11 protein-coding genes and 1 pseudogene are annotated in these 16,562 nt (G+C 50.8%); 1 reads left to right on the top strand and 11 read right to left on the bottom strand.

The genetic code is table 11. From position 1 onward, the window contains the following. Positions 1-54 precede the first annotated feature (54 nt). The 5 genes and pseudogenes from WG8_RS07235 to WG8_RS07215 all read right to left on the bottom strand — a co-directional run bounded on the left by WG8_RS07235 (position 55) and on the right by WG8_RS07215 (position 3,783). Positions 55-563 (bottom strand): annotated as a pseudogene (locus WG8_RS07235) (DUF2809 domain-containing protein). Between the two features lie 248 nt (positions 564-811). Further along, a complete protein-coding gene (locus WG8_RS07230) occupies positions 812-1,525 on the bottom strand; it encodes an HAD family hydrolase (RefSeq protein ID WP_007429485.1) in 714 nt (237 codons plus the stop codon). Between the two features lie 24 nt (positions 1,526-1,549). Beyond that, the gene (locus WG8_RS07225) at positions 1,550-1,729 is read right to left on the bottom strand and encodes a hypothetical protein (RefSeq protein ID WP_007429484.1); all 180 of its coding nucleotides are present in this window, start codon (positions 1,727-1,729) and stop codon (positions 1,550-1,552) included. 166 nt (positions 1,730-1,895) lie between these two features. Further along, entirely contained in the window at positions 1,896-2,981 is a 1,086-nt protein-coding gene (locus tag WG8_RS07220) for a saccharopine dehydrogenase family protein (RefSeq protein WP_007429483.1), read from the bottom strand. Continuing rightward, complete coding sequence (locus WG8_RS07215; protein WP_007429482.1) at positions 2,968-3,783, bottom strand: class I SAM-dependent methyltransferase; 816 nt, start codon at positions 3,781-3,783, stop codon at positions 2,968-2,970. Before WG8_RS07215 ends, WG8_RS07220 begins: the two co-directional genes overlap by 14 nt. Before the next feature lie 174 nt (positions 3,784-3,957). On the opposite strand from WG8_RS07215, the gene WG8_RS07210 reads away from it, so the two are divergent. Next, entirely contained in the window at positions 3,958-5,046 is a 1,089-nt protein-coding gene (locus tag WG8_RS07210; protein ID WP_007429481.1) for a LuxR C-terminal-related transcriptional regulator, read from the top strand. 69 nt (positions 5,047-5,115) lie between these two features. Here WG8_RS07210 and WG8_RS07205 read toward each other — a convergent pair whose 3' ends face one another. From WG8_RS07205 to WG8_RS07180, 6 genes are all read right to left on the bottom strand, one after another. Next, positions 5,116-5,295, bottom strand: a complete 180-nt coding sequence (locus WG8_RS07205) for a hypothetical protein (protein WP_007429480.1) — start codon at positions 5,293-5,295, stop codon at positions 5,116-5,118. Between the two features lie 75 nt (positions 5,296-5,370). Next, a complete protein-coding gene (locus tag WG8_RS07200; protein WP_007429479.1) occupies positions 5,371-6,372 on the bottom strand; it encodes a hypothetical protein in 1,002 nt (333 codons plus the stop codon). Next, the gene (locus WG8_RS07195) at positions 6,369-7,430 is read right to left on the bottom strand and encodes an SPFH domain-containing protein (protein ID WP_007429478.1); all 1,062 of its coding nucleotides are present in this window, start codon (positions 7,428-7,430) and stop codon (positions 6,369-6,371) included. Before WG8_RS07195 ends, WG8_RS07200 begins: the two co-directional genes overlap by 4 nt. 296 nt (positions 7,431-7,726) lie before the next feature. After that, positions 7,727-7,945 (bottom strand): MbtH family protein, encoded by a 219-nt coding sequence (locus WG8_RS07190; protein ID WP_007429477.1) that lies wholly within the window; start codon positions 7,943-7,945, stop codon positions 7,727-7,729. Between the two features lie 38 nt (positions 7,946-7,983). Continuing rightward, positions 7,984-15,438 (bottom strand): amino acid adenylation domain-containing protein, encoded by a 7,455-nt coding sequence (locus WG8_RS07185; protein ID WP_007429476.1) that lies wholly within the window; start codon positions 15,436-15,438, stop codon positions 7,984-7,986. Between the two features lie 14 nt (positions 15,439-15,452). Then, the gene (locus WG8_RS07180; protein WP_007429475.1) at positions 15,453-16,502 is read right to left on the bottom strand and encodes an isochorismatase family protein; all 1,050 of its coding nucleotides are present in this window, start codon (positions 16,500-16,502) and stop codon (positions 15,453-15,455) included. Positions 16,503-16,562 lie beyond the last annotated feature (60 nt).

The raw sequence follows: 16,562 nt of genomic DNA, 5'->3' as shown, positions 1-16,562 counted from the left end.
GAACAACCTGTGACGTTTTCCCTTTTGTTTCAAGCGCAACCCTCGCTTTTCAAGTTATTTGAATAATTTGGGTGGTTTAAGTGATTTGGGTGATTTGTCGTCGTCTATTCGTGATTGTTCCCCGCCAGCCTTTGGCAGATTTGATCCAGCGCCCAGGATACCGCAATACCAACCGTATACCTGATCAGATCAGCGGTCAGGAACCCTCTGCCGAGTACCAATCCGCCCAGCGTTGTCGCCCGAATGTGGTTGATCCAGGGAGCCTGGTACATCTGACTGAACTCAATGGCGAAGCAAAACAGCAAGCTGCCCCACAGGGCTACAGACAATTGACGATCTACCCACAGCATTCTCAGCCCAAAGTAAATCATGCACGCCCACAAGGCATCTCCAAAGTGACTGGCAACGAATTCAGGCAACCGAGAGGAGAATGCCCGGCTTCCCAAGCCCAATAAGATAGCGACCAGTACGACAACCAGATACACAGCGCGTTTCTTCCAGCGAGATTTCATCTGTATTGCCCGATTTGCGTTCCTGCTGACGCTTTTACGAACGCTGTTCATGCTAAATCACCTGTCCTAACACTGGAAAATCTCCGTTAGGCTGCTGGAAATTCATTAAGCTTCCTCTTAGGATAGCGCTTGCAAGAATGCTGAACCTTATGCTGATGTCATATTGTATGCACACCAGCTTGTCTATATTTTTCATCTTATGATCAATCATAATGAGCCTCCGCAATAGATGCTAAAATTCAATACCGCGCACCTTGGAAAAATCTGATCGTCTGCTTCATGCTCATGATGCTGTATGCTCATGATGCACCCTCCTCCGTATTCGTCAAATAGTTTTGACGATCCAGCCAAGTGATGATTTCGCGCAGACTCCCAATCTGATCGTCTGGTACGATGCCCTTTTCCGCCCACGGCATAAAACCTTCCAGCCAGATGGTATGCAGGCCTGCACTTTGCGCACCACGAATATCATTTGTCGGATGATCCCCAACATACCACGCATGACCAGGGTCGGCAATTTCCAGCTCCTGTAGAGCCAGCTCGAATATTCGGGGATTAGGCTTCTCGATGTGCACGCCGCCTGATACGATAATGGAATCCACATAATCCCTCAGCATCACCCGGTCGATTTTCGCTTGCTGTGAGCGGAGTGAGCCGTTGGTGATAATCCCCAGCTTCAACCCGCGTGATCGCAGTTCGGACAGCACTTCCTTGGCCCCGTCCATCAGTACCGTAAACTTATGAAATTCACCATACCAAAAGCCCAGCATTTCTTGTACTGTCGTATCGGGATTTTCCAATTCCAAGTCTGCATGCAGCTCGGTATACAGCTTCCTCTTGTCCCGATATCCGTCCTGATCCGCCAGACGTATCTGTTCGATTACAGCTTCCCGCTTTTCCGGGCCTTCTGCCACAATAAATCGTTCTACAAAGCGCTCCGCATATGCCGCAAACGCCTGTTTGCGATGAATTAGCGTATTATCCAAATCAAAAATAATCGCTTCTATAGACATAAGCCGCCTCCTTCTTCCATCCTCTTACACCGATGAGCCGGCAACAAATTGAACAACTCCGAGCGCAAAAAACAAGAAAAAAATAGACAAGAAGATGATAATCATATACTTAATGATTCTCCCGGAGGTCGATCTGCGCTCCAGCTTCGCCTCGATTTGAGCCAATCTCTGTTTGATTTCTTCCAAGTCCTGTTCTACCTTCACGTCCTATTCCCTCTCTTTCGCTTGAGCTTATCCATTCTCCTAACCGTTAACTGATACTTCTTTCAAGTGTAATCCAATAGGAAAAGAAATCCAAGACCTATCCGCAATGCATTGCTGAATAAGGCTTGGATGACATGAAGAATCTTTTTATTAGAATATATAACTTCTAAACATTTTGTCCATTCACCTGAATCTCTACAGCTACCAGCTGTCCCAGCCAATCCCGCATACGACTCCACGCAAAACACTGCTCCATGTGAAATACACCATAGGGTAGCTCTGAACGGTACAAAGCCAGCGCTGCAAACACAGCTGCCTTGGCGGTTAAATTGGACTGCTGGTGTCCCCTTAGTTGGCACTCGACCTCCGTCTGCTTGCCTTTGAGGGTTCCTCGTGCATCTACCTTGACCGCTACACCATTCCCTCCAAGATGCAGTTTGCTGAAGCTGCGAACCACTACATCCCGCACGGATTGCTGTCGAAGCAAACCCGATAACCCTGTGGTCCGCAGTCCTGCCAGCAGCCGGGTAGTCAACCGCGAATCAAAGCAAAGGCGTGTGCTAACCGTGGGAATACCGAGTGTATGAGGAAGTGTCTGCTGGTCCGAGAATGGAAAACGATACGCCCGATGGCAGCCCACTCCTGCACCGAAATCAGCCACTTTGCCGTCGGTAAAGCTTTTTCGCATCACCGGACGTCCCGCTTCCATAACCTCCAGGTCCGTATGAATCTGATCCACTGTCCATTCAATAGCAGCCTGACCGTGCTCATCCCCCAAGCCCAGCATCAGAGATATGTTCAGCTCTTCCGTCTGATCCATAAGCTGTGTCGCTTGCAGCGCCAGCAGATTGGTCAGTCCAGGAGCTAATCCCACGCTTAACAGGGCTGTGGTCTGATAAGCTCGTGCCTCCTGATGACACTGCTCCACCTGATGCAAAAAAGCTCCATTGGCGGTAATATCCATGTAATGCGCTCCATGCTGCAGGCAGGCACGTACCAGGGCTGTATTTTCCTGATCCAGACACATGATAACGACTTTAACCTGTTCTAGTATTGACGGAGCAATTGGCTCATGAATATTTAGCTGCATAGGCTGTACTTTACCAGCTGTTTGCTGGCTAAATTCAGTGGCGCGCTCCAGACTGCGGCCTGCGGCAAACACCTTGCCGGGGAACCATTCACTTAACTCGGTGCATATTATTTTTCCGACATGACCATATCCGCCAATGATGATGATATTATCCTTTGCCATGAGCTGCCTCTCCCCCCTTAACCGCAAACCACGCATTCACTAAAAAAGCGCCATAATACCGGGTAATGTGGGAAAAGCCTGCATCCGCCAGCATTTCCTGTATTACCGTATTGGACACCGGGTCTGACCCACTGCCGATGGATGCGGCGAATCGCTCCCAGTCCTCCAGAGGAATGCCCTGATTCAGCATATGGCCTTTCCACGCCTGCATTTGAATGGAAAATGCAGGCTCCTGCGGATTCCCATTGATAGAAGCTAGACAAAAAGGCGCACCCGGCTTGAGACGAGCGGATATCTGGTGTAGCAATGCCTGTTTGCTCTCCAAGCCCTGAAGAAAATGAAGCACCAGCAGGCAGGTAGCAGCGTCATATAACGGATTTTCGTAGGGCTGTTTGGACTGTTTTTCAGACTGCTCATTGCGCTGTATACACAGCAAATCTCCCAACGTACCTGTAACAAACGATATTTTTGAACCGATACCCGCTTGCGTCACACGCCTGCGTGCCAAATCCAGCATGTACTCAGAGGGATCAACTGCCGTAAAGGACCACGTTTCATGCCGTCCTCCAAGCGTAATTAGCTCCTGCCCTCCTCCCGCTCCGACAATCAGGACCTTCGGTTCTGTGGTCTGCGCATAGACTTGTGTCTCCAGCTGTGCGGATATCAAACGATCTGTCATTTCATATAAATGGGCGTATCCCGGTATTTTTAAAGCAATCGTATCGGCGTACTTATGCACACTTGGATGATTCCAGCTCATGGGTTGGGATGAATCTGTATTTGCAGTATGGATATGCTTCATTGATGGCTCCCTCCAAACATTTGGCCTTGATCTTCCCCGACCATTCGTATAATGTAGATTTAATTAAGAATCATTCTCAATTATAAAGGCCATACGTATATCCACCATCCCATAAATGTGGGATTTTAATAGACAGACTTTAGAAATCTCCAGCCTTTACGATGGGAGCAGCTTATGAACGTACACTTTACACAACTCGCACAGCTTAAGGACGCTCGACAGCAAACGTACAAGCATACGCTAATCGACCGCTTGCGTACTCAGGTTTCTTTCGATGCTGCGTGCTGCACCTCGGTAGATCCGAATACACTGCTTTCTACGGGGGCATTTACGGAATCGGGTGTGGGACACATCCATAACAAGCTGTTGGAATACGAATATTTGCACGACGATATGATGAAATACGATCAGTTAGTGCGAGAAGGACGATCCATAGCGACACTACACGGGGCTACACAAGGGCAGCCGGATCGGAGCAGACGGTTTAGAGAGGTTTTACACCCCGCCGGATTCGTGGATGAGCTGCGTGTTCCGTTTATGTACAAGGGAAGCTGTTGGGGATTCCTTACGCTGTTCCGCCACCATACACAGCCTGCGTTCAGTACCGAGGAGCAACAGCTGCTTGAAGCACTGGCGCCGTCCATAGCCTATCATCTACGTCAAGCCAGTGTCGGCTTGTGCCCAGTTCCCAGCACGACTACGGAAAATGAAATGGAGCCAGGGGTTCTGGTGCTTTCCGACAAACTGAGTCCGATTTCGTCCAATATAACAGCAGAGCAGTGGCTAAAGCTGCTTCGTCAGCAGGAGGGAATCGATGGAAGCAGCCTTCCTGCTCCGGTCCGGGCGGTCTGCTTGCGAGCGCTATCCACAGCCCTCCCGCCGATCGGGCAAGCTTCCGTCACATCCACTCCACCGGCCAGATTATGTATTCCCTCCGCAGACGCTGGAATCCCATGGGTAACACTCAGGGCCACCCTCCTTCAAGGGGGAGAGGGACATATGAACGAGAACCAGCTAGCTGTCTGGTTTGAACCTGCTAAAGCAGCCGATATGCTGCCGCTTATGGCTGAGGTATATGCATGGTCGGAACGTGAGCGGCAGATTGTTCAGCTCATTGTTCAAGGCTTTTCGACCAAAGAGCTGGCAAGCAAACTTCATATTTCAACCTACACGGTGCAGGATCATCTGAAAGCCATATTCCTGAAAACAGATGTAAGCAGCCGTCGCGAGCTGGTATGGAAGGTATATTCCAGATTCAATTAAATGCCAAAAAGACAGATGACCATCAAGGATCATCTGTCTTTGCATATTTGCTCTATCGAGATGCAGGGCCTATTGCTTCGAAGAGGATTTCGTATCATCGTATGACACTGGGGAAGGCTTCGCAATCCATTCGTCAGCCTCTGGCTCGATATCCACGCCGTTATCCAGCTTCGTTTTTTCCATCAAGGAATCTCCGTCCTCGTTTTTCTGGTTGCGGATTTTCGCTTCGTCTTGCGTGTGGTCGCTCATGTTGATTCCTCCTTTTTGTTTCATCGGATTGTTGTACCTTACTCATAATTACCCATTGCCGTCCTGTACAAACCTCTACACAACCAGATGCCCTTTTTTCTCCGCCGGACCAATGGTCGCCTCAATGCCCGCATTAAACTCCAGAAAGTCGCTTTCCACTCCATCACTGAAAATAACCCCATTTTCCGGTATCTGCGAAGCAATTCGAAGCGGTCTTTGGGCTGCTATCTGACCAAACACCAGCTCCGCAGCGGTCGTCCGACTGGGAAACGGTTCTCTCACCGTAAAATAAAGCGATGGCGAGCTCCAGACTGCGCGATGATCATGGTTCATTCGTTCTATCGCTGCTTCTTGACCTGACGCTGCACCCGGCACCAGATGGTCTGGAGTCAGCGAAATCGGATGCCGCGTAGCGCTGCCGACAATTCCGGCCGCTCCGGCCAGCACACTGGTCAGCCAGCCCGTCGTCCCCAGCCCCGTAGAAACGATAATGCCGCTGGACGATTGCTGCTCTACCTGATCCTCAAGTCTTAGCTCGTATCGCGCGGAGACATGGGTTTTGCGCCCAATGAACAAATCGTTCACGGCATACAGTGACTGGCCATCATTCAGTTGTGCCTTAGCCAGCGTGACTTCCTTAATCGGCCGCTTGTGCACGAACACATCCGACACCACCCAGTGCAGGTCAGATACGGTAAAAGGCAGCAATACCCCGTCCCAGCGCAATGGGTCTGGATTCACGCCAATAAGCGGCTGCTCGGTCAAATATTTTAACGTGTTGGCTACCAGCCCATCCTGACCCAGCACCACTATCGTATCCTGCTCACCAAAAATAAAATTCGGCACATGCTCCCGCTCCACAATCTGAACACGGCCCAAGGCCGTTAATTCCGACGTTGCCGTCGTCACCGCCCTGCGGTAATTCTCATCCTCCAGCACATAATCGCTGAAATCCGCACCCAGCCGTTCCATAAAGAAACGAGCCTGCTGGATCGTATTATATCGGACAATCAGCTCCTCCAGCCGCGTTTTACGCTTCACCAGAATAATTTTGCGCTCTGTCATCTGACTGCTCATCGTGTTCTTCCTCCAGTTCCTCTCGATCCTGCTGATCTGCTTGTTCCGCCATCTGACATCAGACCCTGCAATAGATCCGGCGTAATGTTCAACTGACCGATTTTGCCTGCATTTTCTGCAAGCTCCTGGAATGCAATCGCAATCAGCTTATCCGGACTCATGTCCATATTGGCCATAGCCTGAAGCACATTCGGCTCCACATCCTGCAATGATTTCATCACTGCCGTCAGCTCGTAGGCCTTGGCATCGGCTTCCGCCTTTTTATTCGTCACCGTCAGCTCAATCAGCTCGCGTTTTTTCTCCTCCAAGGCCGTGTCAAAGCGTAGCTGCTCCTCCTTCATCTCGCTTTGCTTTTGCTTCACGGAACGTTCGGCATCAAGCTGGGTTTCACGGATTTGCCTCTTTTTCGTCTCCACCGCAATTTCCGTGTTTAGCTCGTTCTCCTTCACACGCCGCTCCTGCTCAATGGAGGCATTACGACGCTCATACAGCGCATGATCCGCATTGCGAAGAATTTCCTCCCTCGCCTGCGCCTCCAGCGCTCTCATCGTCTCCTTATTCGGTAAAATCGCCAGGATCGACAGCCCCATGACCTCAATCCCCAGCTTTTCCATTTCTGTATGCTGAGCCATATCCTTCGTCATATTTTGCGCCAAACGCTCACTAGACTGAACAGCCTCCTTGAGCGGGACACGCTCCAAATACTTTTTGGTAAGCACCTTCGCAATGTTAATCACACGTTGTGCCAGCTTAGCTGGATCATCCGAAATATAGCGTTTTTCCTTCAAGTCATACGCATAGTTCAAGATCTGCGTCGTTCTCCGATAATCCACAATTCGATAAGTCAGCTGTCCCTGCACCGTTACCGCCTGAAAATCGTTTGTCATGTCCTCAAACATGAACGGCACATCAATGGAAGAGACAGGCACGACGACGACCGATGTTGTCGGAGCGTAATAATAAAAGGATAACCCGATACCCTCACGGACCACCTTACCGTTCTTCACCTTCATCACATATTCGCTGGGCTGAAATTTAACAAAATTAAATCCAAACATAGTCGCTTCCTCGCCTTCCTTACAGTTTATAATATTTTGTTATTATCATTTTGTTATTAACAATAAAATAGCACACTTCTTCAATAATTTCAATATGACATTTATATAAAAATAAAGGCTGCTTCCTCTCCGATATGCTCGGTTAGAGGAAACAGCCTGATTCGTCTCACTGCCTGTTCTATAAATTTTTCGAAAATTTAGATAAGATTATCAAAAGGTTCTATATTTAGCATCATTTCACGGATCATATAATGCACAACAGCTGTGTAGTTGTATAAAGATATGATGTCCCCGGATTAGCGACGAACTGCATCAGCCTTGGGACGCAAGGAATCCGGTCTCATATCTGTCCAATGTGTGCTGATATAATCCATACAAGCCTCACGGCTGTCTGTCTGGTGAACGACCTCCCATCCGGCCGGCACATGCTGGAAATCAGGCCAGAGTGAATATTGTCCTTCTCCATTCATAAGCACCAAATAACCACCTTCATTCTGCTCAAAAGGGTTAACCATGATTTATTTTCCTCCTTTCGATTGTGGCGTCATTTGACTTAGAAAGCCTGTAGTTTGGCTGCAAGCAGTTTTCCAATATGCGCCAAAGGTCCCGGCTGGCACAGATCCTTATGGCGGCAATCCAGTTCATGCTGCTCTAGCTGTCCATCAATATAGGGAAGCCAGGTTTCCGGAGCAATTGGCTCAAACCAATCTGGAATAATTGTAGATCTGATAAATAAAATATCGCCTTTATACCGTCTCGGAACATACTCCCCCAAGATACGCACAGAATTTACATAAGTATCCTTGAGGTTTAAAATCGTCTCCTCGCTGAGGCTGGCCAAGGCGCTCCCATCGCTTTGCAAGATATGCAGGGCGGTGGAAAGCCGCAAAGGCTCATCATTCAGACTATCCGGGTCATAACCACCCAGAGCCAGCAGAGCGATTAGCGCTTCCTCCTCATCCGGTCCTCCCCGCAGCGGCAAATGATTGCTTGGATAGGAATCCAGCATAGTCAGAATCGCAATCGTCTCTCCTTCGTATTGAAGCTGTGTCGCTATTGCATGCGCTACATTCCCTCCCAAAGACCATCCCAACAGATGATACGGTCCTTTGGGCTGAACAGTGCGAATATGACGAATATAATCGGCTGCCATATCATCCAGTGTCTGCGGCAATTCCTCCTGTCGGGCGATCCCACGAGCCTGTAAGCCATAAATAGGAAAATCCTTGCCCATGGATTGGATCAAGCCCGCATAACACCAGCTTAATCCGCCTGCCGGGTGTACACAGAACAACGGAGCTTGCACGCCGCTTGCACGCAAAGGAAGCAACACGTCCAAAGCCCCTTGACTGGCACCTACGTTCAACTGCTCGGCTAGGCCAGCCACTGTTGGCGTTCCAAAAAGGTTGCCAATGCCCAACTCGATACCCAAGGCCTCGCGGATTCTACTAATCAGCTTCACAGCCAGCAATGAATGACCGCCCAGATCAAAAAAGCCATCATCTATACTGATTCGCTCCATGCCAAGCGTCTCGGCAAACAAATCACACAGGATTTCCTCCTGCGGCGTTCGCGGTCCTCTTCCTCCACCTGCAGCCATCTGCACGGGAGCGGGTAGTGCTTTACGATCCAGCTTGCCATTAGGTGTAAGCGGGAGATTGGATACCGTGACAAAAGCTGACGGTATCATATAATCAGGCAAGCTGGCTCCTGCATGCAGTCGGAGTCTGGATGCTTCCGGTTCGCCACCGGGTACAGGGACAATATAGGCGACAAGTCGTTTGTCCCCCGGCTGATCTTCGCGGACAATGACCGCTGCCTGAGCCACATCCTCCTGCCGAACCAGCGCCGCTTCAATTTCCCCCGGCTCAATGCGAAAGCCACGTATTTTGACCTGCTGGTCAGCACGTCCGGCATACTCCAGCGAGCCGTCAGACCGCCAGCGTACCAAGTCACCTGTCCGATACATCCGGCTCCCCGGTATACCGTACGGATCGGCTACAAAACGCTCTGCCGTCAAAGCGGGTCTTCCCAAATAGCCTTGTGCCAATCCAGCACCGGCGACATATAAATCACCCGTTACACCCGGCGGGACAGGCTGGAATCGATGATCCAGTACATACACCCGCAGGTCGGGGATGGGACGCCCAATCAGACTGTTCGCTTTTACAGCCACCATATCACGGTCCAACGCAATGTAGCTGACATGTACAGTCGTCTCCGTAATCCCATACATATTCACCAAGGTAGGGGCATCGTCTGCATGACGCTCATACCATGCAGTCAACCGGCCCAGCTCCAGGGCCTCACCACCAAATACCACATAGCGCAACGCCAGCTTTTGCGAAAGGGCAGGCTGTTCAAGATCAGCCTGCATCAGTTGGTAAAAAGCCGAAGGTGTCTGATTGAGCACCGTTACGCCCTCGTCCACCAGCAATTGCAGGAACTGCTCCGGAGAACGACTGACAGTATACGGCACAATGACAAGACGGCCTCCATGAAGCAACGGTCCCCAAATTTCCCATACTGAAAAATCAAACGCATAGGAGTGGAACAGAGTCCATACATCCGACGGACCAAAATGAAACCAGTGCTGCGTCGAATCGAACAAACGCGCAACATTTTGATGGGGAATAACTACACCCTTTGGTTTTCCAGTAGAACCGGATGTATAAATAATATAGGCAGGATGAAGCGGCAACAAAGGCTTCAGACGGTCTGCATCCACCGGGTTGCGGTCAGGATATGACTGCAGCTCCTTATTGATCTGAGCATCCTCCAGTACAATCGGGAACACCGTGCTTGTGGCCGAAGTTGAGGATATTGTCACGTGAATGCTGGTAATCATCAGAGCAGGTGCAGCATCCTCCAGCATATAGGCGAGACGGTCTGCCGGATAATCAGGATCTAGCGGCAAGTAGGCGGCGCCCGATTTAAGCACAGCCAGCAACGCAATGACCATATCCAGTGACCGGGGAAGCGCCAGTGCCACAATGCGATCTGGACCTGCACCACGTGCGATCAGCAGATGCGCCAGTCGATTGGCACGCGCGTTCAGTTCCTCATAACTTAGCTGGTTGCCTTCGTATGAAACTGCAACAGCTCCCGGGGTACGGGCAGCCTGTTGTTCAAATAAAACAGGCAAGCTCGAGGTAGACGCTTGGTTAAGACAAGTGCTCGCGTTCGTGTCACCGTTCCACTTCACGAGAATTTCGTGTCGTTCCTCTGGTCCCAGAATATCCAGGGCCCCTATCGGTTCTTCCATATTAGCCGCCGCAGCTGCCAATAGCCGCTCCAGCCGTACCTTCATAGCCTCTATCGTTTCCCTTTTAAATAAATCGGTATTGTATTCGATCCAGCCCTCGATTCCATCAGGCCGCCCGTCTGCAGTCCGACATTCTCGCAGCTCCACCGTCAGATCAAACTTCGCTGCACCCACGCTGGCCAATTGCAACTGAGTTTCCACACCCGGTAATGGCAATTCAAGATCAGGGGTGTTTTGTAGAGCAAGCATCACCTGAAACAATGGATGTCTCGATCTGGAGCGTGTTGGGTTCAGCATCTCTACGAGGCGCTCGAAGGGTACATCCTGATGTTCATACGCATCCAGACAAGTACGACGGACCCGTTCCAACAGCTCCCGGAAAGCAGGGTCGTCCGATGTGTCAATACGAAGTACCAGCGTGTTGATAAACAAGCCCACGAGTTGATCCAGTCCCTCTGCGTTGCGTCCCGCTATCGGACTGCCCACCGGGATATCCGTCCCTGCTCCCAATCGGGTCAGCAATGCGGCGAGCCCGGCCTGCATCACCATAAACAGGCTGGCCCGACTTTTACGACTCAAACGCAGCAACTGCTCATGCAATTCGGGAGCTATCCGCAATGCAACGGTATCCCCCCGGTAGCTCGCCTCGGAAGGACGCGGATAGTCTGTAGGCAGGTCTATTTGATCCGGCAGGCCTTTCAATGCGTTATGCCAATAGGCAAGCTGCTTGTTCATCAGACTGTCGGTTTCGTTCTCCTTGCCAAGCAATTCCTGCTGCCATAGTGCATAATCTGCATATTGTACAGGCAGCTTCGGCAACACCGGTGTTATACTTTCAGGCTGCCCGGGTTGTTCCGCCGTATGTGCATAACGCTCAATGTGTGCAGCATAGGCTGTAGCCAAATCACTTGTGAGTGCATTCAGCGACCAGCCATCTCCGGCAATATGGTGCAGCAGCACGAGCAGCACATGCCGGTCAGCAGACAGCGTGAATAGCTCCGTTCGCAAAGCCGGCTCCACTGCAAGATCAAAGCAGTAACGGGACCCTTCTGCAAGTAAATGTGGCAGCTCTGTCTCACAGATTTTCGTCACACGCAGGAGAGGCCAAGCTTGCTGTGTTTCCAGAATGACCTGCTGCGATACACCTTGCACATCTGGAAAAATCGTACGCAGCGTCTCATGGCGGGCCACGACGTCTCCCAAGGCGGCTTGAAGTGCCTCCACATTTACATCCCCCGACATACGGATAACGAGTGGGATATTATATGTAGGGCTTGGTCCCTCCATCCGATGCAGGAACCATAATCGACTCTGGGCGAAGGAGAGGGGAATACGTTGTGGACGTACGGCTGGAAGCAATGAGGGCCTTAAGCTCTGCCCATGATCCAGTCGTTCCGCAAAGCTGGCAACCGTAGGAGTTTCAAACAGGCTGCCCATATTCAGCTCTACCCCGAATATCTCACGGATTCGGGCCATCAAGCGTCCGGCAAGCAGCGAGTGCCCCCCCAGATCAAAGAAACTGTCATCAATACCAACTTTCGGTAGTGCCAGCACTTCTGCGAACAGGTCACACAATATGGCTTCCTGCGGTGTTCTGGGAGTACGAGCGTGGAAATCCTTATCCATAACAGGGGCAGGCAATGCCTTACGGTCCAGCTTCCCGTTAGGCATGAGCGGCAAGGACTCCAGCATCACAAACGCTGAGGGTATCATATAATCAGGCAGGCTCGCAGCAGCAAATTCACGTAACGCCAGTGAATGCAAACGATGAGGCGATGACCCCAAGCCCCCTCTTATACTTTGATATCCAGCTGGTTCGGCAGGTGCTTTTTGTTCGTTAAGTGCTTTTTGATCAGATTGCTCGCTTTGTACCGATGGCTTACCCGGCTTCTGCTGAATCGTCTCTGTCTCGGCTCCGGTTAGCACCAACGTTGCTGTAGCAGCGTTCGGTACGATATAGGCAACCAGCCGCTGATCACCCTCCCGGTCCTCACGGACAATCACAGAAACCTGAGCTACATCGGAATGCCGCGCCAAAACAGCTTCAATTTCACCCAGTTCTACGCGGAAGCCGCGAATTTTAATCTGGTGGTCCGCACGCCCCCCGTATTCAAGAGATCCATCCAATCTCCAGCGGGCCAAATCTCCAGTTCGATACATACGACTCCCCGGAGGACCAAACGGATTGGCTACAAAACGCTCTGCTGTCAAATCCGGGCGGCCGTAATATCCCCGAGCCAGCCCATCCCCGGCAATGTACAGGTCCCCTGTTACCCCTGCCGGAACTGCCTGAAGACTACCGTCAAGCACATATACCTGCGTATTGCGGATAGGTCTGCCGATAGTTGGTATTCCCGTGTCCTCTTTTTCGATGGAAGCTGCGGTAGACCAAATCGTCGTTTCGGTGGGACCATACAGATTCGTAATGCGGCAATCCAGACGCTGGAGTGTATGCAGCAATTCCTCTGGCAGAGCCTCGCCTCCAACCAGCACCCGCAAGCCCCGAATAGACTCTGCATGTTCTGTTGCCAGCACATGCCACAGCGTAGGCGTCGCCTGCATCAGGGTAGGCTGTGAACGGTTAATCAGCTCGGCCAAAGCAGATGGCTCCTGAACGGTTTCCTTCCGGGCAATAATCAGTTGTGCACCATTCAGCAAGGGCAAATAAATTTCCAGCCCAGAGATATCAAAGGATATCGTCGTAACCGCCAACAATCGATCCTGTTCATGCAACCTGAATTGATCCTGCATGGCGAGCAAAAAATTCGTCAGGCTCTTGAAAGTAATAACGACTCCCTTCGGCTTGCCTGTCGAGCCAGAGGTATAAATCATATACGCAGGATGGTCCGTGGATAGAGGCTGAACACGTTCGCGATCCGTAGGATTCGTATCCGGGTAGGCTGCGCAACATTCATTGCTGTGTCCGTTCAAAACGGCTGTCAAATCCTCTTGGCCGCTTCCTCCATCCAAAAGCATACGTGGCACAGAAATCTCTGTCGGAATGCGATCCGCTACTTGAAAATTTGTTAAAATGCAGACTGGAGACGCATGCTCCAGCACATAAGCAACACGATCCTGCGGATAATCAGGGTCCAGTGGAACATAAGCCGCGCCCGTTTTAAGCACAGCCAGCATCCCTATAACCATGTTGACGGAGCGTGGGAGCATCAGGGCAACGACCTGCTCAGGTCCTGTCCCATGAGCAATCAGCCAATGGGCCAATCGGTTCGCCCGCTGATTCAGCTCCTTATAGCTAAGTACCATGTCGTTGCCACATTCCACAGCTACAGCATCAGGTCTAAGTTCTGCCTGTTGCTGTAGCATTTCCTGTAAGGAAGCAACTGGCATCGGACGGGAAGAACGATTCCAGCCCTCCAGTATAAGCTGACGCTCCGCAGGCAGCAGGAGATCGATTTGTCCAATCGGCTGTTCTGGTTCCGAAGCTGCGACCTTGGTAAGCAACTGCAAGAAACGCTGTTGATGCTCTTCTATTTCCCGTTTGCTATACATAGCAGGGTTGGCATCCCAATCTATGCGCAATCCAGATCCGTCCGACCTGTCATAGACATTCAAGGACAGATCATCAACCGGGCCTGCCGACAGGTTATGTGTAGTTCCGCGAGAACCGCTAAAATTCAGCTCATAGTCAAATGGCATAATATTGACCAATGGACCAAACAATCTCCTGTTTTCACTAAGCAAGCGCAGATCACGCCGCAGCTCCTCATGCCTGTAGTTTGCATGACGCCGTATCTCACCCAGCTCCTGTACCAATTGGCGGAGCAATGTGGCTATCTTCATCTCTGGCTGAACGGACAAACGCAGCGGCAGCAGATTCATCACCATACCCGGCACACGGAGCGAGGCTGAGCCTAATCGGTTCATCATCGGCAAACCAAGTATAACGTCCTGTGCACCTGTGAGCCGGTGAATATAAATAGCCATTGCCGCCAAGATTAAATTCGGCCAGCTCACGTTGAGACGTTCTGCAGCCATTCGAAGACGTTCACGCTCCGCAGAGGTGACGTATGCTGTATGGCGTATGAAACCCCCAACCGTCACTTCTTTCGAAGCTGCATGTCCGGACTTTCTCGTCGCATGGTCTGCTAAACCGACCACCTCGAATCCATCGGCAAAGCGTTTGTTCCAAAATTCACGCTCCTGTCCAAACTTCTCCGAAGCTCGATAGGCCGAATCTTCCTCCAATAGTTGACTAAATCGCGGAAAGCGACCCTCTTCTTCAAAGCGGCCTTCCGCTAAAGATGTGTACAATTGAGCCACCCGCTGCGCTATGAGCGAAAAGCCAAAGCCATCGAGTGCAATATGATGAACACGCTGATACCAGAAAAATTGATGATGACCTGTCCGGAACAATGCCTGTGTAAACAGCGGCCCTTGGGCAAGATCAATTGGCTTGAGCAGATCATCCCTCATCCAGCCTTCAGCAGCTTTACGAGGATCAGGAGCTGCGCTCACATCGATTTGGTGTAGCGTCCATTCCCGCGCAGGCTGAATCACCTGCCAGGGTCCATCCTCATCCTCTCCGAACCGCAAATGCAGTGATTCTGCCTCTGCTATCGTGCGACGAAGTGCTTCCTTAAAGCAATCGGGATCGACTGCCCCGTGAATTTCAATGTATTCACCGGTATTATAGGCCGGATTTTGCAAATCCATTTGCTCGGCAAACCAAATACCCGCTTGCGCTCCCGACAAAGGAAGACGAATATCCTGATGCTTGGGCATACACAACCCCTCCTTTAAAGGGAAAAATAGTCTAGATTAGGAAGCGACTCCCTAGTTCGCGAAGACAATAGCTTCCACCAATCAGCAAGTGTCGGACGTTCAGCCAACTCCACGAACGTCACCTTTGCCCCGTAGCGGCGCCATTTTTCCACAAGACTCATCATACGAATTGAATCCAGTCCTCTATCCATCAGATTATCGTGGGCAGCCAATCCTTCCGGCGATTCCTGCAGCAATCCTGCAACCTGCTCGCGTACCAATTGTTCAGTTAACTGCGGAGCCGCAGTCACTTCCTTTTCAGCCATTGCTAATTTTGAAGCCTTTGCCGCGCTTTCTCTTTCACCAGGCTTCTGGTCAGCTATGCCTGTCTGAGCTGTAGCCATATTTCCACTTTGCGCCTGAGCACCTTCCGTTGCTGACCCCTTCGTAGTCTCCAACTCGTCAATCAAGGGGGAGGTCAGCATCGTAACTGCGCAACGCTCGGCAGCGTAAGTCAGGGCCATTTTGTGGTATTCCAGTGAAAAGTCCCCCAAGGCGTCAGCTACAAAAAAAGGCTGTATATCCTTCATAAATGCCTCGGTCGCGGTCATTAGACAGCCAATATGTGCGTAAATACCGGTAATCATGATCTGATCGCGATGATATTGCCGCAATAGTTCGTCTAAATTGGTTTTTTGAAATGCGCTATACCTCCATTTCGTCAAAACCATATCCTGATCCGAAGGGGCAAGCTCGTTCACAATCTCCTTTTGAACAGGTCCATCATCCATTCCCTTGCCCCAAAAGTCCTGCTGTAGCCCTCTTTTCTCCGAAGCCTGGCCTCCCGGCTGCGCCGAATAGATTACAGGTATCCCAAGCTGCTGACAGTGGCTTTTCAACAGCTGGATGTTAGCGATCAACTCCTTGACTGGAGATTGTCCAGCCTCAAAAGCGGTAACAAAATATTGCTGCATATCATGAATCAACAGCACTGCACGTCCGGGATCAGGCCGCCATGCCACTTTATTTTGGGGCAAATCCGAAGCACCCGGCATCGGATAAGCTGAAATTGGAGGAATAGCCATCATATCGCTTCCTTTCATTTTTCGATTCATTCCGCATATCTGACTTGCTTTATGTGTTCT

This window comes from Paenibacillus sp. Aloe-11, assembly GCF_000245715.1.
GTDB classification, from domain to species: Bacteria; Bacillota; Bacilli; order Paenibacillales; family Paenibacillaceae; genus Paenibacillus; species Paenibacillus kribbensis.
The sequence above is the reverse complement of the archived record's forward strand: the minus strand, read 5'-3'. Positions and strand labels throughout refer to the sequence as shown.

Bases quoted from the DNA above. Each gene is read 5' to 3' on its own strand.
- WG8_RS07230 (WP_007429485.1), bottom strand. From the start codon at position 1,525: ATGTCTATAGAAGCGATTATTTTTGATTTGGATAATACGCTAATTCAT.
- WG8_RS07220 (WP_007429483.1), bottom strand. From the start codon at position 2,981: ATGGCAAAGGATAATATCATCATCATTGGCGGATATGGTCATGTCGGA.
- WG8_RS07215 (WP_007429482.1), bottom strand. From the start codon at position 3,783: ATGAAGCATATCCATACTGCAAATACAGATTCATCCCAACCCATGAGC.
- WG8_RS07210 (WP_007429481.1), top strand. From the start codon at position 3,958: ATGAACGTACACTTTACACAACTCGCACAGCTTAAGGACGCTCGACAG.
- WG8_RS07205 (WP_007429480.1), bottom strand. From the start codon at position 5,295: ATGAGCGACCACACGCAAGACGAAGCGAAAATCCGCAACCAGAAAAAC.
- WG8_RS07200 (WP_007429479.1), bottom strand. From the start codon at position 6,372: ATGAGCAGTCAGATGACAGAGCGCAAAATTATTCTGGTGAAGCGTAAA.
- WG8_RS07195 (WP_007429478.1), bottom strand. From the start codon at position 7,430: ATGTTTGGATTTAATTTTGTTAAATTTCAGCCCAGCGAATATGTGATG.
- WG8_RS07190 (WP_007429477.1), bottom strand. From the start codon at position 7,945: ATGGTTAACCCTTTTGAGCAGAATGAAGGTGGTTATTTGGTGCTTATG.
- WG8_RS07185 (WP_007429476.1), bottom strand. From the start codon at position 15,438: ATGCCCAAGCATCAGGATATTCGTCTTCCTTTGTCGGGAGCGCAAGCG.
- WG8_RS07180 (WP_007429475.1), bottom strand. From the start codon at position 16,502: ATGGCTATTCCTCCAATTTCAGCTTATCCGATGCCGGGTGCTTCGGAT.